Origin of the sequence: Sneathiella sp. (assembly GCF_041689005.1) — a bacterium.
Taxonomy (GTDB): Bacteria; Pseudomonadota; Alphaproteobacteria; order Sneathiellales; family Sneathiellaceae; genus Sneathiella.
The window spans coordinates 1-19,259 of sequence record NZ_JBDNHC010000070.1; the positions used below are offsets into that span (position 1 = coordinate 1).

The window sequence follows — 19,259 nt, forward strand, 5'->3', positions numbered from 1 at the left end:
ACCGGTTTTGAAGGCATCCTCACAAATAATGGATCAGACATGACAGCACAGAAGCGACGCCGCATTCTCGCGATTTCCTCCGCGGGAGGACATTGGGTACAATTACAGCGGATGCGATCGGCCTGGGATGGCTGCGAGGCGGTCTATGTCACAACGAAAGACGGATACCAGGATGACCTGATCCGGGATGCCCGCGACCGCGGTCAGCCGGAGCCGCGATTTTATCAGGTGATTGACGCCAACCGCCGGGAGAAGGTTCGTCTGGTCCGGCAGCTTCTGGGCATTCTGTTCGTCTTGATCCGGGAACGTCCCGATGTGATTATATCGACAGGCGCCGCGGCGGGTTATTTCGCCCTGAAATTAGGTAAGATTTTTGGGGCACGGACGATCTGGGTCGATAGTATTGCCAATGCCGAGTAAATGTCACTTTCCGGCTTAAAAATTGGCTCCTCCGCTGATTTATGGCTGACGCAATGGAAGCACCTGACCGAGACGACGGAAGTCAAATCACGTCATCCCGAGTATAAGGGTTCAGTCATATGATTTTTTTGACGGTGGGGACGCAGCTGACTTTTGACCGAATGGTGAAGGCCGTTGATACCTGGTGCAAGAAAGTACCGGATGTGGGTATATTCGGCCAAATCTCCGATCCGGGTCCAAAGGGATATCGGCCGGCCCATTTCGAATGGCAGGATTTTATCGGGCCGGAGGAATTCAACAAGCGTTTCAATGCGGCCAACCTGATCGTCGCTCACGCCGGCATGGGATCTATTATTTCCGCGCTGACGGCGTCAAAGCCGATCATCATCATGCCGCGCAGCGCGGCGCTGGGGGAACATCGGAACGAGCATCAGCGGGCGACCGCCGAGAAATTCGGCAGAAAGGAAGGAGTTTATGTGGCCTGGGACGAGACCGAGCTGGCTGCGCTCCTTACGCGATTGAGCAAAAACCCGCCGGTAACCGCGGGTGCGGCGGCAAGTGCGTTTGCCGAGCCGAAGCTGATTGAGACCCTCCGTGACTTTATTCATATGGAAACGAAAACTTGATGAGCAACGTGCACAACATGAACCTGGTGGCCGGGCAGGAAGTCTCCACAGAGCAACCCTTCGATGGGGTGATCTGTTTCGGCGGGGTTGACTGGTGGTACCATAACCGCGGGCATTATGATCTGCAGATGATGCGGGAGTTCAGTGCCCGTGTCCCGGTGCTCTATATCAATTCCATCGGTATGCGGCCGCCAAAAATGGGCGAGGGCGCGATGTTTCTCAAACGCGTGGCACGTAAACTTAAAAGCCTGCGTCAAGGTCTTGTCCGGGTGCGCCCCAATTTTGCGGTTTACAGCCCGGCTACCCTCCCGGGGGGTGGCAGCGGCGTGCTTGGGTCGTGGATTGCAAAGACGGCACTCTCAATCCAGATCCGAATTGCCGCCAGGCGCTGCGGTATTCGTAATCCGCTGGTCTGGGTGGCTTGTCCGCCGGGGGCGACGGTGCTGGATCAACTGAATGCGGCGCGCATCATTTATCAGAGGACCGATCGGTTTGAAGACTTCAAGGGGGTTGATCCTGAGAAAATAAAGAGTTTCGACCGGATATTAAAGCAACGGTCGGACATCGTGCTGTTTTGCTCCCGCGAACTCTATAACGCGGAGAAGGCCGATAACCGGCAGTCTCTGTTTGTCGATCATGGCGTTGATTTTGACGTCTTTGAGCGTGCCGGGAAAGACGCGGATGATCATGGCCGCGAGCCAGAGGACATCAGCAAGATTGGGCGCCCGCGTGTCGGTTTCATCGGCGGTATCGACATACATACTTTTGATCCGGATTTATTCGTGAAAACGGCGCGTGCCCTCCCGGAGGTTCAGTTCATCATGATCGGGGCCTGTTCGCTGAAGGAGGGATGGTGTCCGCTCGACAATGTTCATTTGCTGGGTCAGCGACTTTATGAACAGATTGCCTCCTACATGGCGGCCTGTGATGTCCTTATCATGCCGTGGAACCAAAGCGACTGGATAAAGGCGTGTAACCCGGTCAAGATGAAGGAATATCTGGCAATCGGGCGGCCGGTGGTCAGCACCTATTTCCCGGAGGTCGACTATTTCAGGGACCATATTTCGGTCGCGACCGGGGCCGAAGAATTTACCGCGGCAATCCGAAAATCCTTGGCAAACCCGGCTAACGTTCAGCGTCAGCGGGAGCGGGTTCGAGATCATACATGGGCCGCCAAGGCGGATGAAGTCTGGAATAGACTGGCGGCGACGGGCGAGTTGGAAATTTCTGAAGAAAATCCACAAAAATTATCTGCAAATTAAAGATATCTTGATAAATTCAGCCTATGGGTTGAGGGATACCGACATTGACGGCATCGGAGAAATTTTGTGGTGATGCAAATCAGTGTTATTAGAAAGTATCTGCCTTGGTTCGATTTGTTATATATATAACATCGACCTTGAGCGGACTTAAAGATGTTCTGAAAAACCGGAACAAAAAGACGGGATTTATAATAATGAAGATCAGAAGCGTGAACATTAAATCAGTTTTCATATGGCTTTTAGCAGGGCTGATGATGTTGACTGTTGCCGCCTGCGACAGCCCCGAAGAAAAGGCGACGCAGCACTACAATGACGGGATGGCCTTCATCAAAGAGGGAAATTTTGTCAAGGCCGGTATTGAATTTCGCAACGCGCTTCAGCTTAAGGAAAATTACGCCGATGGCTGGTATGGCCTCGCGCTGGTGGAAGAGAATGCGAAGAACTGGCGCAAATATGCTGGCGATGTTCTGAAAGCCATTGAACTTAATCCCGAGCATGTCCCGGCCCAGGTTCGCTATGGAAAAATAATGCTGTTGTCGGGTCGTCTGGAAGATGCATTGAAAACCAGTGATCTGGTATCGAAACTGGCCCCGGAAGATTCTGAAGTCCTCGCCCTCAAGGCGGCAGTCCTCTATAAACTGGGGGATAAGGAAAACGCGGTCAAGGCAGCCATAAGCTCGCTGGCGGTTGATCCGTCAAATATAGATGCCATCGCCGTTCTCGCCGCCGAAAGACTTGAAAACAAGGACCCGGACGGTGCCGTTGCCATTCTGGACGAGGGCCTGTCCCACAGCAAGGACAGCATCCCTCTGCAAATCACGAAAATTAGGGCGCTGTCGTCGATCAATAAGACGGACGAAATTATAAAGGTCTTTCAGGAGCTTATTGCCGCCTATCCGGAAAATACAGAATTTAAAAAGAGCCTGATGAGGTTTTACCTGAAAAATGATCAGAAGGTCGAGGCGGAAGAGGTTGTCCGCAATATTGCCAAGGAAAACCCTGACGACGTGGACGCAAAACTTGATGTTGTCCGCTTCGTGAAGACGGTCAAGGGCGATGAGGAAGCTGTGGCGGAACTCGAACATCTGATAAATGAATATCCCGACGTTTACAGATACCGTTTCGCGCTCGCCAGTCTGGCGCAGATTATGAACGACGGTGAAAAGGCGCAAACAATCCTGCAGTCGATTGTAACCGATGCGAAAGCACCGGAAGATGCGCTTGAGGCCAGAAATAAGCTGGCGCAAATTGAGATGAGCAAGGGAAATACAGCGGAGGCCGAAACTCTGGTAAAGGAAGTGCTGGCGATTGACCAGCAGAATACCAACGCGCTTGTCCTGTACGGGGCGTTGCTCGTCGATGAAGGCAAGATAGAGGAGGCGATTTCAAATCTTCGCTCCTCCTTAAAACAGCGGCCGGAATCCGTTCGCTCCTCATTACTACTGGCGAAGGCCCATGAAATAAACGGCAGCCTGGAACTGGCCGAGGACCGTTTCGCCGCCGCCTATCGCTATAGCAAGGAAACCCCCGACATCGGCCTTCTCTATGCCCAGTTTTTCCTGCGCCATTCTGAAGCGAAGCGCGCCGAGGACCTTCTAGAGAAAATAGTTCAAACCCATCCCCGGGACAAGCAGGCTCTCAAGACGTTGGCTCAGGTCAAATTGATGCAGCAGGATTGGGCCGCTGCCGAGGAACTCGCTGAAAAAATTCGGAATATTGATGACTCGGATGTCACCGCCTTTCAGATTACCGGTGCGGCCCTTGCCGGAATGCAGAATCCGGATGACAGTGAAAATGCATTTGAGAAAGCCTATGAGGAAACACCAAAAGCCGGGCAGTCAATGGTCACGCTGGTGCAGGCCTACATGCGCAACGGCAAGGTTGACAAAGCTGAATCCTTTCTTAAATCAGTCTTGGCCAGCAGTGAAGACAATTATCAGGCAAAACTTCTTCTCGCCCAGATCGAGTTTGGAAAGAGACAGAACAAGGAAGCAGTTCAATTAATACAGGAAGCCATCGCGCAGGATTCCAGTCAGGAGGCTGGATATGTAATGCTGGTGAAATATTACATGGCGACAAACCAGGCGAAGGAAGCGGAGAAAATTCTTATCGCGGGCCTGGAGGAACAGCCGGACAGCTTTGTGTTAAATCTGACTCAGGCTGGAATTTATGAGCTTAACGGAAACCTGACCGAGGCTATTGCAACCTACGAAAAGATGCTGAAAACCCGTCCGAATTCCGAAATCGTTGTCAATAATCTGGCCAGCCTAATCGCTGATGAGGCCGTAGACAAGGAAGGTCTGCGCCGTGCCTATACATTGGCAAAGCGGTTCCGGAGCACAAAAGTGCCTTATTTCAAGGATACTTTAGGCTGGATACATTATCGCCTGGGTGAATATGAACTGGCAATTCCGCTATTGAAGGAAGCGGCCGAGCAACTGCCGGCCTTGCCTATTCTCCAATATCATCTCGGAATGGCGTATAAGGCGGATAACAACAAAGCTGAAGCCATGACGGCATTGGAAGCGGCGTTAAAACTTGCGAATAATAAAAATTTCCCACAGGCGGAGGAAGCGAAAAAGGCTCTGGATGAACTTCGCGCCAGCCCGAATTAATTTTATGTAGTTCTTCGTGAAGATCGATTGTTGTCAATTCATCCGGGATCACCGGTGAAAGTACAAATGAATGTATAGAGAGTTTTACGGGCTGTCCCATAAGCCTTTTTCCATATTGCCGGATCCCCATTATCTGTATTGGGGGCATAGCCATTCACTCGCCTATTCGATGCTTGAATATGGAGTAATGAATCGCGCTGGTTTTACGGTGGTGACTGGTGAAATCGGCTGTGGAAAGACAACATTGATCCGCCATTTGCTCGATCGCCTAGATGAGGAATATACCGTCGGCCTGGTGTCCAATATCCAGGACGGGGATCTACTACAGTGGGTGCTTATGGCATTTGGCCAGCCATATGAAGGCAAGTCCCATGTCGGGCTGCATGATGAGTTGCAGCAATTCCTGATCCGGGAGTATTCCGCCGGACGGCGGACCATCCTGATTGTCGACGAGGCGCAGAATTTAGGTCCCAAGCTACTGGAGCAACTGCGGCTCCTCTCCAATATCAATGCCGATAATGATCAGCTCCTGCAGCTTATTCTTGTTGGCCAGCCACAGCTGAAGGGCCTGCTGCAGGCCCCTGAGCTTGTACAGTTTGCCCAGCGCGTCGCGTCAGATTTTCACCTGTCACCGCTTACCGCGGATGATATTGCCGAATATATACGCCATCGCCTTTCCATTGCCGGGCGCGAGTTGCCGCTGTTCACCCAGGATGCCTGCGAACAGTTGTACAAGGCGAGCCGGGGCATCCCGCGTATTATCAATATCTTGTGCGACACCTGTCTTGTCTACGGCTTCGCCCGCATGGCCCCTGAAATTGATGGCGAGATCGTCGCGGAGGTTATCGCCGACAAGCGTAAGCATGGAATCTTCGATGTCGGCTCCGATAGCCTGACAACGCCAGCGGATCAACCCAAACGCCGCGCGGCTGATAAACAGGTCGTGGACGCGGAGGAGGAGAAAAAACCCGCCCTGGTCATTCACGACAAGGAACTGGCCAAGCTGATCTTCAGGAAACTCCACCCGCTGGACCGGAACTAATTGCCATCCCCCCGCGCGGCTCCCCTATGGAAAAATTCTAGCGGTAGCCGGTACCTTCGACAAATTGCGACTAGAAGGTCTTTCGAAGCGAAACCGATACAGTGTTTTCCCGGAGGTCATCGGTGTCCGTTTCGCTATTCCGCTCAAAATAGCTGTAGGAAAGGGACCCGCTTACGGTGGCGGTGAATTGGTAGTTCAGGCCGGTCTGGCCATAATATGTGCTGTCTTTCTGGCCTGCGACTTGCGAATCAAGCACTTCCGAATAGCCACCACCGAGGGTGAATTCGAGCTGCCGTGAAAGTTGCCGGGCATATCGGGCATCGATAGCAGCCACCGTATCATTCGTTCCGTCGTCCAGAAATTCCCGCTCAACATAGCTGCCCGAGCCGGAATAGGTGTTGCGTCCCTTGACGCCGGATACACCCATTGTAAAGGTTTTCGCCTTGGTAATAGAATCGACATAGCCGCCAGAAACGACATTCGGATTGACGAGTTCCCCGTTCCGGTCGAGAACGTCCGTATTGGCGAGGGACTGGCCGGCACCCTGGATATCCACATTATAGCGGGCGAAAAAGAGAGCCTCGGTTGAAATCAGGTAGGTCAGATCCGCATCGACAACTCCGCCGCCATAACGGTGACCAACCTGGATGCTGAAATCGGTTCTGGGCCCCGGGGTCAACCGGACACCACCACCGTAAAAGGCGCCGCTGATTTCTTCGTTATCGATGTTCTCGCCGTCAAATTCATCCCAACCCACCGTTCCGAGGGCTGCAACCTTGTTATTGATCGGCATCTGGCCGGTTCCCTTGATCGAGGCGCGCCGTAAATCGTTACCGCTATCGACCTGGTTGTCGAGTAGAAGTCCCTCGACCGCCCATTTCGTCCGGCTGAAATCGCTGCCGCTTTGCATGGTGAGATCAATCTGATTGGTTTCGCTATTGTTCGGGTTTGTCGTCGTCGAGCCGACGCCCGCATCAAAGAAGTCAACCCGGGAATAAGTATAGCGGGCAATCCCCGTGGCGGCGCCCCCAAAATTCTGCATGTAATAGGGACTGATTCTGGTGTTAAGAATCCGGGTTCTGTCTCCCGAAACGGTTCTGTCGACGATGGTGGTGTTGCCCGAACGCGTTAAGGTTTGCTCGGTGAACGCAATCTGGCTGTCGACGAATAAATGCTCGGGAACAAGTTCCGCATTGGCCCCGGCAAGCAGGTTATGGCGAAACCCGTTCAGGTCGGAATACTTGCTGTATATGTCGTAGGAACCGTCATATTCAGACCGCAGCTGTAAATGGTTTCCGTCCTTGTTTAACGCGAATCCGGCATTCAGGCTGGTGATGAAATCGCCCTTCCTGTCGGACGCGGTGGAGAAGGCATTATCGGTATATTGTTCAGAAATACCGACATAGGGGGCGAAGACCCAATCTTCTGCCATCGCGCTGGAGGACCATATCACCGCATTTCCGGCAAGAACGCAGCCAAAAACGATGATTTTCTGGCATTTTCTTCCAAATTCAGGATCGTTGGCATTTGTCACAATGCGACCACCTTTTGTTTGATTCTGTCCAAGTTACAAGCATACTTGTTACGAATACTAGAACCAGCTTTCTGGGATGATAAGGATGTCACCCGGCAGGAGAGGAACATTGGCAGATACATCGCCATCCATCAGCAGATCATTCAGGCGAACAACATAGGACTTATTTTCCCCGCCTTCATTGCGGACAATAACCGTCCGGTTTCCAGCAGCAAACTCCGTCATGCCGCCAACCGCGATCATGGCATCAAGAACGGTCATTTCGCTCCGGTAGGGAATGGCTTTCGGCTCCGCTGCCTGGCCTACAATGCGTATCTGCTGATTATAGGGGCCGTTGAATGTCTTGACCGTCACGGTTACAAGCGGATCCTTCACATATTTGGCGAGAACTTTCTCAAGATCCCGCGCCAGTTCCTGTGATGTTTTCGACGCTGCAACCATGTCATCGACCAGGGGTGTGGAGATCCGGCCATCGGGGCGAACCGGGACCGTGACGGATAAATTGGGATTTTGCCAGACAAAGACGTCAAGCTCATCCTGTGGGCCGATGATATATTGCGGGGCTTCAGACAAGGATGCTGGTGCCACAGTCGATGCCTGATTCTGGGCGGTACATGCGGAAACCAGAAGTGCCAGAGAAATCAACAGCCCCCGGATGGCCACGGATGCCACTGTTTGAAGATTAAACACTTGATAATGCCTCCCTCATCAAAAATTTCTGATCGAGTGCCAGAAACAGATTGTTTTCAAAATAGATGCAAAGCTGTCATTTTTTAACACAGATTCCGGATATTTCGAAAATATTGTCATAATTTTTGTCAGTATTCCTCCAACAATGGCCATAATGCAACAATATACGGCATTGAAATATGAGGTGATGACCACGACATGTTTCTTCTGGGCCTAACTCCATGTGATTCGTTAACCCTTTTTCAGCGCTTTGCGTGTAGAGTTAAAACCATACTGAGATTGGCAAACGCCAGATCAGTAATTATACTCTTACGTGACTTTGGATACAGAAAATCGAGGAAAGATTGAGTATAAAGAAAAACCCGCTTCTTAAGGAAACGTTGGATAAATGTACGCGGGTGTTCGTCATCATTGCCGTTTTTGGTCTTGCCATAAATATGCTGATGCTAACGTCCCCGATCTTCATGATGCAGGTCTTTGATCGCGTTATTACCAGCCGCAACACCGATACCCTGGTGTTGTTAATGATGATCGCTGGATTAGCTTTGTTGACGATGGCTCTGCTGGAAGGCGTCCGCACGTTCATTCTGGTCCGGGTAAGCAGCTGGTTGGATAGACAGATCGGCGGCGCGGCCTTGACCGCAAGCATTTTGTCGACCCTCTCAACCGGTCGCGAGGCAAGCGTTCAGTCGCTGCGGGATCTGTCGACGTTCCGCTCGTTCCTGACCGGACCTAGTGTCTTTCCGATTCTCGATGCGCCGTTCGCCCCCCTTTTTCTGGGCGTGATGTTTCTGCTGCATCCCCTGCTGGGCTGGATTGCGCTGATTGGCGCCCTGGTGCTGATCAGCTTGGCCATTGTCAATGAAAAGGCGACCCGCAAGCTGCTCAACCAGGCAGGCGGGCGGTCGATGGTCGCCATGAAAGAGGCGGAAACGGCGTCGCGCAATGCAGATGTTATTGAAGCCATGGGCATGATGCCGCAATTGATCAACCGCTGGAACAAGCATCACACCGAGGCGCTGACGTTGCAGGCAGGCGCCAGTGACCGCGGCGGTATCATCGTTTCGGCGTCCAAATTCGTGCGTGTCATGTTGCAGATCGGGATTACCGGCGCCGGCGCCTGGCTTGTTATCAAGGCGGAAATGTCGCCCGGATCGATGATCGCCGGTTCCATCATCATGGGCCGCGCGTTGGCCCCGGTGGAGCAGGCCATCGGATCATGGAAGGGGTTTCTGTCGGCCCGTGCCGCCTATGGACGGTTGAAGACGCAACTGGATGACAGCGCGCCCAGCACCGAACTTATGCCGCTGCCGCGTCCCAAGGGGATCGTGTCCGTGGAAGGGCTGAGCTATACCCACGTCAATACCAAGGAACCAATACTGAGAAATATAAACTTCCGGCTTAATTGCGGGGAGATTCTGGGTGTCATCGGTCCGACGGCCGCCGGCAAAACAACGCTCGTTCGCGTTCTTGTCGGGAACCTGAAGCCGCGCTTCGGCCATGCCCGGCTGGACGAGATGGATGTGGCCGAATGGAGTGCAGAAGACCGTGGCCAGTATATCGGCTATCTGCCACAGGATATCGAGCTGTTTTCCGGAACCATCCGTGAAAATATTGCCCGGATGGGCGACGGCGATCCGGCGGTCGTCATTTCCGCGGCAAAAAAAGCGGGTATTCATGAAATGATCCTGCGGATGGAAAAGGGCTACGAAACCGACATCGGTGAAGGTGGGGCCGCCCTGTCCGGCGGCCAGCGTCAGCGTATTGCGCTGGCGCGGGCGCTCTATGGAGATCCCAGTCTTCTCGTTCTGGACGAGCCAAACGCCAACCTCGACAGTCAGGGCGAATCCGCCCTGATGAGCGCGATGGAAAATTTGCGGGCGGAAGGCATGACAATCATTGTTATTGCCCATCGTCCCAATGTCCTCAAGCATGTTGATAAGATTCTTGTCCTCAAGGACGGTATGCTGCAGGATTTTGGACCGCGCGACGACGTCCTGATGAAGTTACAGGGCCGCCAACGGGCGCTCCCCCCTCCGGGGCAGCAAACGTTCCAGGTTCGCAAAAGCTCCCCCCCAACGGACGGGCAAGAAGACATTGACGCAAAAACCATTGTAACACCTGTGGTCAAGCCGACAAACACGCGCCCGACCGCGCAGCCCATCAATGGGCAGGCGCAGAGCATAAAATTTTCACACCCGCGTACCGCCGCCGACCGCAAGCCTCTTGCGAACCGGCTGGTAAAAAAGACCAATGGCGTGCATGTGAATGGCGAGGCAACCGTGCGCAAAAAGGCGGCGGTGCTGACCATGGGCCCAAGCGTCAAGATAAAGGCAAAAATACAGTCATTGACCAGCCATCCGCTGAATGATGAAGAAATTTCCCGAATATACTCGCTGTTCGTCAAGGGAGATCAACAGGGTGCGTTAAAATATATTGAGGAAATCAAGAGATGATGAATGTGCGTGGCCCTGTGATCACAGGGATGGTGGTCATATTCCTGTTCTTTGGCGCCTTTATCGGCTGGGCGGCGTTCGCCCCGCTCGGCAGTGCGGCCATTGCGCAAGGGACGGTGAGCGTTGAAGGCAATCGCAAATCCATTCAGCATCTTGAAGGCGGAATCGTCTCTGAAATCAAGGTAAGGGACGGTGATTTCGTCAAGCAGGGGCAGATCCTGATTATCCTTGATGAAATCCAGTCGAAGGCCTCAATGGAAATTATCAAGGGCCGCAAGACTGTGGCTCTTGCACAACAGGCGAGGCTGGTTGCTGAACGGGACGGTCTTGATAAAATAGAGTTTTCCGACTGGCTGCTAAAGCGAAAAGACGAGCCGAATGTCCGCGACGCCATGAAGGGCCAACAGAATATATTTGAGGCGCGCAAGACATCCAAGCAGGGCCAGATCACTATTCTTGAACAGAAGGCGGCTCAACTGGAGGAAGAAATCAAGGGTCTTCAAGGCCAGATTACCGCATCGGACCGTCAGATCAACCTGATTGGCGATGAGATTGATGATGTCGAGGGTCTGGTCAAGAAAAACCTCGCCAAACGGCCGCGGCTCAGGGCCCTTCAGCGCAGTCTTGCAGAATTGAAGGGCAATCGCAGCCAGAGCTTATCGAAGATTGCCCAGACGCGTCAGGCGATTGGCGAGGTTCTCCTGCAGATCAACGAGAAATCAACGAGCCAGGTTGATCAGGTCGTAGCTGATCTCAGGGACGTTCAGGCGAAATTATTTGATCTGGACGAGCAGAACAGGGCCTCCGAGGATGTTCTGGACCGGACGGAAATCCGCGCACCGACCACGGGCTACGTCGTTAATTTACAGGTGCATACATCGGGCGGTGTTATTGCTCCCGGTGCGACGGTCCTCGAAATCGTTCCAGACGATGTCCAGCTAATCGTCGAGGCCAAGGTGAACACCAAGGATATTGACTCGGTTCATGTTGGCCTTCCGGCGCGAATTCGCTTTCCGGCCTTCAGCCAGCGCTTCTCTCTGCCTGCCGAAGGCACTGTTGTCAGTGTCTCAGCCGACACGCTGGAAGACAAGCGCAGCGGCAGCTTCTATTATCTGGCGCGGATTAAAATTGATGACCTTGAAGATCCGAAGATGAAAATCACCCAGCTGCGTCCGGGAATGCAGGCCGACGTCATGATCTCAACTGGGGAACGCACGGCTCTCGATTATTTCGTCAATCCGATCATTCTCAGTTTCAATCGTGCGTTGCGGGAAGATTAGGTCGAGCTAGATTCGGGATTTAAGCTTTTTCCGGATACGTTTGAGGATTGAGACCAGCCTGTCCGGCAAAATCGCCGGGATTTCCGATCTCATATATTTGAGTTTGGAGAGCCCAACGGCCCTGTTAAAGGGAAAGTTGAGAAGTTCGGGCCAGAGATAACCGATGAAGTCGCGGGAAAACTGCTGTGAGGCTCTGTATTCTTCCGGTAATGAGAGCATCAGCCGGTATATTTCATGGCAGTTAAACGGACTGAGCGAGGGAAAGGATACGTTATGCCCGAACACGCTCGGCCCCGCCCAGCAGCCGAGCCTTTGTTCGATATAGGCTAAATCCCAGAACAGGCTGCCGCCTTGCACGGGAAGGCCCTGGGTCCATTGATTAGCAGCCGCTATGGTTTCCTCGGTTTCCGGAATTCCAAGACGCAAGAGAAGGGTTTCAACGGATATCACCGGGCTTGTCTCGATACCATCGCCCCAGTAGTACGCGCGGCCAACCTCGCCGCAGGTGCCAGTAAGGGCGTGATATTGACGGTCGTACCGCTCGGCGGTTGCTGCTAAACCGGTCACATGGTCATAAACGCAGTAGCCGGTCCGGGTCAGCCAGGCATCGATTTCCGCGGGGGGCGTTTCAATGAACTCAATAAACTCATGTCGCAATCCCAGCTTGGCGGAAATCATCGCCGCCATGTCGCTATCAAGAGACTTGTCATTGTTCGGCGCTTGTACGGTCTCAAACGTACAGTCGGCCAGGTAGGGTTTGGTCGCCGCGACCACCATTCTTGAATCAAATCCGGCGGTAAGATGGGCAATTCCCCGTCCCGCCGCTATGATTGCTGCGACGTTCTTCTGGGTTTTTTTGGCAATCTCAATGGCAATTTTCTCAGCATCGGCGGCGGCTGGTGCCATGGCGTCAATATCTTGCGGGCGCGGCCAGAACCGTTCAGTCTGCCAACTCTCCAGGCAGAGGCTGTGATTTGGCAGCAATCGGGTGACACCAACGAAGGGCGTCAAACCGAACGGATACCATCCATGACGCGGCGGGATGTTGAAGGCCTTTGACACTGGTGAATTGATTTCGAGGTTTTGCCAGGGGAGCAAGGCCGTTGGGGTCGATGCCGCGGTATTTGACTGCGGGCAATAGACAAGGGGAAGCAGGCCGCCGGCATCGGTTCGGGCATAAGTCGCGCCATCATTCCGGTACAGCAGGATATACCGACCGCAGAGACGGTCATAAAAGGCCGCCTGCTTGTCGGGCTCCAGATAAAGGTCGGTACCATCTGCGAGAAGCGCCCCGTCGTTAATAGCCCAGCCGATTAGATAGCCGCTTGGGACGCCGTCCACGGCGCACAGGGCAACTATTGGTACTTCGGCGGACGCTGCCACCGTCCAGTCATTCAGACGCCGTGTTTTCCAGTCGCTGTAGGCCTCTGGGATTTGCCGGGAAATGACGAACTGTTTTGGCAGTCGCGAGGAGTCTTCGAATTTGGGTGCCATCTTCAGAAGTCCTTGTCGTCGTTGATTTTTTACGAAAGTAATCCTCAGGAGGAGAGGCGGCAAGTATTATTACATTTGGATCAGGGGTAAAGAAAAGCCAGTGTCTATAAAAAGAAAATGCGCCTAAGATTCACATCTTAGGCGCACAAACTCAAACATAAAAAACCACTTTTCTATATTACGAGAAGTCGAGAGCATCCTGGCCATGAGCGGCGATACCGATTACATCCAGGGATGAACCGTTATGTTGATCCATGGCATCAATGGCGACGGTTCTTTCGTAGACAGTTTGACTTGCATCAATGTCCATCGCGTGATCAATAATGCTGAAGTCAGCGATTTCACCCTTGAAGTCATCTGCCGAAGAAAATAACGTGCCGCCGACAGTCATATCCCAACACTGAGCATCCTTAATGCCGCCTGTGACGCCATCAAGTTGTTCCAGGACATTTCCATCAAAATAGACGGAAAACGTATCCGAACTGTCATCGAGCACAAGCTGCACATCGTGCCAGTCTGTATCCTTTATGACATCGCGGAATTGAAATACGTTCATTTTCTCACCTTCTTCGGCGAAATAAATAACGAGGTCGTCATTAACTACTTGTACTCCGTAGTTACTGTGATTCCATAGAAGCCTCTGTCGGCCGTCATCTAGTCCATCTAGGGCGAAGGTTATACTTGCGGTAAAGTCATCAGAGCCGAAATATTCATCTCCACGCCCAAGATTGATAAGGTCATCCCCGACGTTATTCGCAGATTGGTGTAACGCTTCATTCTCTTCGGCTTCGGTTAATTGCCCCAAGGGTTCATCAACAACGGGAGTGTCGACAACCGGTGTTTCATCTACCGGTTCATCAACAACAGGAGCATCAACAACCGGTGTTTCATCTACCGGCTCATCAACAACAGGAGTATCAACAACAGGAGTATCAATAACCGGTGTTTCATCTACCGGTTCATCAACAACGGGAACGTCAACTACAGGGGTTCCACCACCTGAATTGCTGGAATCGTGATTACCCGAAATGTCATAGGTAAGAGTAGATCCTACACCAAGTTGTTCGAGAACGCCGTCCGGAACTGCAAGAAGATCTGAAAGTGTTGGATTGTCTTGCAGGGCGTTGACGAACAGGTCCCCAATATAGTTGTCCCCATTCGGATCCGTATACTGCACAAGTATGTTGCCATGTTCGACTATATTGGAGTTATGCTCGCTGCCAGCTGCCTCCGCAATTGGCATGGACAGAATATTGTCTGCAATGGCAGCGTCTTTCACACCATATGCCAAAACAACAGTTGGCCCATCTTTTGAATCACCGCTGATCTGGATCAAAGAGTTGTTTGTAATTTCCAGCCCTTGCGCACCTTCAATTCGGATACCTTGATGATTTCCGGTGGAAAACACATTATTATCGATAACGACATCTTCAAACTGGAGGCCATTCATGTCGCCATTGTTATCAAGATAGATACCGAGCATGCTTTGGCCAGTGCCTTCGGCAAAGTGATTATCTGAAATGTGAATATTATCGCTGGCTTCGGTCTGTGTGGCTGTTATCCAAAAATGGATATAGTCCCCATGATCTCCGGCTCCGCCGTAAGCCCATGGCTGTGAGCTATGAAAATAGTTTCCTTCAATATTCACGTCTCTAACGTCACCGCCCGTCACAGGTGAGGTTCTCAGATCATAAATTTCGTTATCGATTATGTTAAGGCCATCGATATTGGCTGGGATAATGCCTTTATGAAATACTGAAATATCATTGTTTTCAATTGTGATATCATCGGAGTTTATCGCAGTAATTGCGCGCCCGACAGGATAACCTTCAATTATACCGCTTGGGCCACCGTCTCCAGATGTTGCAATACGTCCCTCAAGCGTTGAATTTTGTAATGTAACATTAGAAGAGTTACCAACGTAAAAGGCACTTGAAGAAGAGACCGTGCCGCTATCCGGTACGAAATCAAGGTTTACGCTGTCGACTGTAAGATTAGAAACGTTACTGAGACGGATAGTTCTGAAATCCGCCATGTCGTCCAGATCAGCAGATTTGATTGTTACTTCGGAGTTGAAATGACCGCCTGAAAAAGAAAAGTCATTGTAGTTTCCACTTTCGAGGAGAATGGTTTCCCCCCCGCTTGCGCCTTTGAGAGCTGCAGTTAATTCTGCACTATTTGATACTAAAATTGTATTGATTGCCATAATTTGTGCTTTCTCTAACCAGATCGGAACCGGCTTCGTAGATATTATTCTCTATTCGCTAACGCTTATTATGAACCGCTAACATGTTTGTTATTGTAAAAAGTACATGCACTTAACAGCATATTCCTTAACATAAAATTAAAAACCAACGGTTTTACTCTTCCGAACGCGATAAATTGACTATTTATATTTGCCCGCCAAACAACTTTAAAATTGCGGAAAATTTTATGTAATCAAAATACCCGTTATATTCGGATGGTTGGCTATTATTATCCTGAATAAGGCCAGAATATGTCATTATGTAATAATTTTTGTTTGTAATTCAAAGTATAATTCATAAAAAAATTAATTTATATTACTAAAAACATTTTAATTACTATAATTACGCAATAAAAATCATATTTTTTTCTGAATTAAGAAAGAGCTGGTCACAGGAGAGTAGAATGAGAAGAAAATTTTATTAAGCATGGAACTTATTTTTACTAGCCGCGTTTGCGTATAGTCGGTTCGCGTCAATCCAATTCAGATTTTAGCGGACAGAAGATGTTTTACGGACCAAGTAACAAGGCTCCGAATTCTTGATTGGGATGGGTCGTGTTTTCCGCGAAATTTGGATTAAAATTCAGGATATTTCTTTTTTTCTTGTCCGCAGTCGATAATTCTGGTCGCGCAGGTCAGAAAAATGCCGGAAAATTTTGTATTAAACATATCGGCGGAACCATTTCTCTTGTCAGCTGTTAACGCTGTGCGGATGAGAAATCGGATTCCCGCCTGAATTAAATTATCATACCTATCCCCCATATGAGGGATGCATGAAATATTGAGACTGCATAATATCGTCATCATTGAGAACTATATACATGTCGAGTTGAGCGGTTCGTTGAATTTGAAGGGTGAAGCGGAAATAGTGATGATTACAAAGACGATCGCCACATTACTTATATTAGGCATGATGACCGCTGGTATTGTCCTGGCGGCCCCGCTTTCTATTGAGGGCGGCAAAGATGCAGTTCACAAACAAAACATGTCGACAACGGTGGCGTTATTTAGCGATAAGCCCGCAAAAAAAATTGCGGGAGCTGTTGGAGAAGAAAGTTTTGGCAGCGGCGTCCCGTTATCGCCGGCATTGATTTTGTTCGGTGCGGCGCTCGGGGCAATCGGCTGGCTTGGGCATAGCCGTAAGAAGGGCCAGCCAACAGAGGATCAATAGACGTGAACACAGAGTATTTTTAAGCAGTGAGCATATTATTGGAGTCAGACGGACTTACCGGGTGACTTTCAAATCAGATATTTTAGCACTATACAAAGTGGCGGTCATTGACCGCCATTTTTTTGACTTTTTTCTGATCCAATCGTTCAAGGGCTATGATAACAAATCAATTTGGATAATCTTTGCCGTAATACGACAGCCGGACTATAGTGCCACATCAATATGAAGGTTTGAATTGAATGCCATTTATGCGGCTTAACAGGCTTATTTCAAAACGCTCCCCAATTGACGAGGTTGAACCGGTATCGCTCGACACCGCCGCGATGCCGCCTGACCATCGTGCCTATGTTATTGGTGATATCCACGGGCGGAATGACCTGCTGCGTTTGCTGCTGGATCGGATTTCGGCAGATATGGCAAAAAAGAAGAAAGTCAAAACAGACCTCGTTTTCCTCGGGGATTATGTTGATCGGGGTCAGGATAGCCGGGGCGTGATCGAAACGATATTGAAGCTTGATTTGCCGGGCGTGAATATCGTGACCCTGAAGGGCAATCACGAAGAGTCGATGCTGTGTTTTCTGAGCGAGCCGGTAAAAGGCAAGCGCTGGCTTCATTATGGCGGCGATTCGACCCTGAGAAGTTATGACGTCGAGATAACGCCAGGGACCGCAACGGAGGTGAATATCAAGACCGCGGCAAAAAAATTCAAAAAATTGATCCCGGATACGCATCGCCAGTTTCTCAAAGATCTGGATGACAGATATATTGCGGGCGATTATTTTTTTGTTCACGCCGGAATTGACCCGGGCGAATCCCTCGACAATCAAGCGGCTCACGATCTTTTATGGATCCGCGATGAGTTTCTCTTGCATGACGGGTTATATGAAAAAGTGATCGTTCATGGCCATAGCATCATCCCCGAGCCGGAATTCAAGCAAAACCGGATAGCGATTGATACCGGGGCCTTCTATTCCAATACCCTGACCTGTCTGGTACTGGAGGGAAAGGACAAGGAAATTTTATGAGCGAACGCAGCAGGGTTTTGCGCCTCCCGTGCCTGCTTTTCGTTCTTTTCGCTCTCTATGGCCCTATGAATTCGTTTGCGGCCCCTCAAGAGTCCTCTCCCGGCCCTCTGCTGACCCGCCCGGATTATTTTCCAATCGCGGTCTGGCTGCAGGACCCCGAAAACGCCTCAGACTACCGGAAAATTGGTATCAACCTCTATGTCGGCCTCTGGAAGGGCCCGACCTCGGAGCAGCTTGCCCGCTTGAAGGCGGCAGGGATGCCGGCCTTTAGCAACATGAACGATGTGGGCCTGACCGATGCCAATAAGGATGTCATTGTCGGCTGGATGATGAAGGACGAACCTGACAACGCCCAGAGACAGGTGGGGCAATCCGGCCTCGCGCCGCCAATCCCGCCGATGGAGATGGTTCGCCGCTATCGCAATATCAGGCAGCGGGACCCGTCCCGCCCTATTCTGTTGAATCTCGGTCAGGGTGTAGCCTGGGACGAGTGGTACGGGCGCGGCCCGCGCACCAATCACCCTGAAGATTATGAAGAATATGTGACGGCGGCGGATATCGTCAGCTTCGACATATACCCGGTCACGCATCGGGACCCGGCGATTCGCGGTCGGCTCGACCTGGTCGCTAAGGGCACGGACCGGCTGGTAACATGGACTAAGGGCGCAAAACCCATCTGGACGGTCATCGGAGCCAGCCGGGGCAGCAATCCCGACGCCCTGCCCACGGGCGAAGAGGTCCGGAACATGGTCTGGCTCAGTATCATTCATGGTGCACGGGGCATCTTATATTTTGTTCATCAGTTCGAGCCGACATTTGTCGAGGCGGCGCTCCTGCAGCATCCGGACCTTCGGCAGGCTGTTGCCAGGACAAATGCCCGCATAACCTCCCTTGCGCGGGTGTTGAACAGTGCGACCCTGAAAGACGTAGTAACGGTCACGCCGGCGCCTTTCGACGGAGGCAACCGTTTGGGGAGCGCGATTTCGATGATGGTCAAAAGCGATAGCTGTGCAGTTTATATATTTGCGGGATCAAAAAGCCGGTTGCCGGGTGCCGCTCATTTCAAGCTGGCACAATCAATGGAAAACCAGATGATTGACGTGCTCGATGAAGACCGAACCATTCAACTCGACGCAGGCGGGTTCAAAGACAGCTTCGGACCGTATGATACCCATATCTACAGGATCGCCCGGAATAAGGGCGCCTGTAATTAGTCCCTAGCCAGAAGACTATATATGCGGTTACTTCGGTTTCGTGGGCCTTGTTTTTAGGCGACGAATGTATTGATGTCCTGAGGGAGGCCCGTGCCCATGAAACTAAAAGAATGATATTTCACCCTCCTCATTTTTCACGGCTGCCGCCGCGGCCACTGACAAGACCGCATAACCAAACGTTTGTT

General features: G+C 51.3%; 14 protein-coding genes. 10 read left to right on the forward strand and 4 right to left on the reverse strand.

The window, feature by feature from the left end:
- From ACESNI_RS07760 to ACESNI_RS07780, 5 genes are all read left to right on the forward strand, one after another.
- Nucleotides 1-420: hypothetical protein (locus ACESNI_RS07760; RefSeq protein ID WP_373085973.1), on the forward strand; the 420-nt coding region annotated here is incomplete at its 5' end.
- A gap of 119 nt (nt 421-539) precedes the next feature.
- A complete protein-coding gene (locus tag ACESNI_RS07765; RefSeq protein WP_373085974.1) occupies nt 540-1,046 on the forward strand; it encodes a glycosyltransferase in 507 nt (168 codons plus the stop codon).
- Entirely contained in the window at nt 1,046-2,308 is a 1,263-nt protein-coding gene (locus tag ACESNI_RS07770; protein WP_373085975.1) for a glycosyltransferase, read from the forward strand. Before ACESNI_RS07765 ends, ACESNI_RS07770 begins: the two co-directional genes overlap by 1 nt.
- Before the next feature lie 251 nt (nt 2,309-2,559).
- Nucleotides 2,560-4,923, forward strand: a complete 2,364-nt coding sequence (locus ACESNI_RS07775) for a tetratricopeptide repeat protein (RefSeq protein ID WP_373085976.1) — start codon at nt 2,560-2,562, stop codon at nt 4,921-4,923.
- A 187-nt stretch (nt 4,924-5,110) separates the two neighbouring features.
- Nucleotides 5,111-5,965, forward strand: coding sequence for an ExeA family protein (locus ACESNI_RS07780; protein ID WP_373085977.1), 855 nt, complete (start codon nt 5,111-5,113; stop codon nt 5,963-5,965).
- A gap of 70 nt (nt 5,966-6,035) precedes the next feature.
- Here ACESNI_RS07780 and ACESNI_RS07785 read toward each other — a convergent pair whose 3' ends face one another.
- Nucleotides 6,036-7,499 (reverse strand): TIGR03016 family PEP-CTERM system-associated outer membrane protein, encoded by a 1,464-nt coding sequence (locus tag ACESNI_RS07785; RefSeq protein WP_373085978.1) that lies wholly within the window; start codon nt 7,497-7,499, stop codon nt 6,036-6,038.
- A gap of 57 nt (nt 7,500-7,556) precedes the next feature.
- Nucleotides 7,557-8,189 (reverse strand): XrtA/PEP-CTERM system exopolysaccharide export protein, encoded by a 633-nt coding sequence (locus tag ACESNI_RS07790; RefSeq protein WP_373085979.1) that lies wholly within the window; start codon nt 8,187-8,189, stop codon nt 7,557-7,559.
- A gap of 344 nt (nt 8,190-8,533) precedes the next feature.
- Here ACESNI_RS07790 and ACESNI_RS07795 point away from each other — a divergent pair, with 344 nt between their 5' ends.
- Both ACESNI_RS07795 and ACESNI_RS07800 read left to right on the forward strand, forming a co-directional pair.
- Complete coding sequence (locus ACESNI_RS07795; RefSeq protein ID WP_373085980.1) at nt 8,534-10,645, forward strand: type I secretion system permease/ATPase; 2,112 nt, start codon at nt 8,534-8,536, stop codon at nt 10,643-10,645.
- Nucleotides 10,642-11,925, forward strand: a complete 1,284-nt coding sequence (locus ACESNI_RS07800; RefSeq protein ID WP_373085981.1) for an HlyD family type I secretion periplasmic adaptor subunit — start codon at nt 10,642-10,644, stop codon at nt 11,923-11,925. The genes ACESNI_RS07795 and ACESNI_RS07800 overlap by 4 nt, the downstream gene beginning before the upstream one ends.
- 6 nt (nt 11,926-11,931) lie before the next feature.
- On the opposite strand, the gene ACESNI_RS07805 is transcribed toward ACESNI_RS07800, so the two are convergent.
- Both ACESNI_RS07805 and ACESNI_RS07810 read right to left on the reverse strand, forming a co-directional pair.
- On the reverse strand, nt 11,932-13,419 hold the full coding sequence (locus ACESNI_RS07805; protein WP_373085982.1) for a hypothetical protein: 1,488 nt from the start codon (nt 13,417-13,419) through the stop codon (nt 11,932-11,934).
- Nucleotides 13,420-13,597: 178 nt separating this feature from the next.
- Nucleotides 13,598-15,625: a right-handed parallel beta-helix repeat-containing protein gene (locus ACESNI_RS07810; protein WP_373085983.1), complete on the reverse strand. Its 2,028-nt coding sequence runs from the start codon at nt 15,623-15,625 to the stop codon at nt 13,598-13,600.
- Nucleotides 15,626-16,445: 820 nt separating this feature from the next.
- On the opposite strand from ACESNI_RS07810, the gene ACESNI_RS07815 reads away from it, so the two are divergent.
- From ACESNI_RS07815 to ACESNI_RS07825, 3 genes are all read left to right on the forward strand, one after another.
- The gene (locus tag ACESNI_RS07815) at nt 16,446-16,835 is read left to right on the forward strand and encodes a hypothetical protein (RefSeq protein ID WP_373085984.1); all 390 of its coding nucleotides are present in this window, start codon (nt 16,446-16,448) and stop codon (nt 16,833-16,835) included.
- 239 nt (nt 16,836-17,074) lie between these two features.
- Complete coding sequence (locus ACESNI_RS07820) at nt 17,075-17,860, forward strand: metallophosphoesterase family protein (protein ID WP_373085985.1); 786 nt, start codon at nt 17,075-17,077, stop codon at nt 17,858-17,860.
- On the forward strand, nt 17,857-19,074 hold the full coding sequence (locus ACESNI_RS07825) for a hypothetical protein (protein WP_373085986.1): 1,218 nt from the start codon (nt 17,857-17,859) through the stop codon (nt 19,072-19,074). The genes ACESNI_RS07820 and ACESNI_RS07825 overlap by 4 nt, the downstream gene beginning before the upstream one ends.
- Nucleotides 19,075-19,259: the final 185 nt, after the last annotated feature.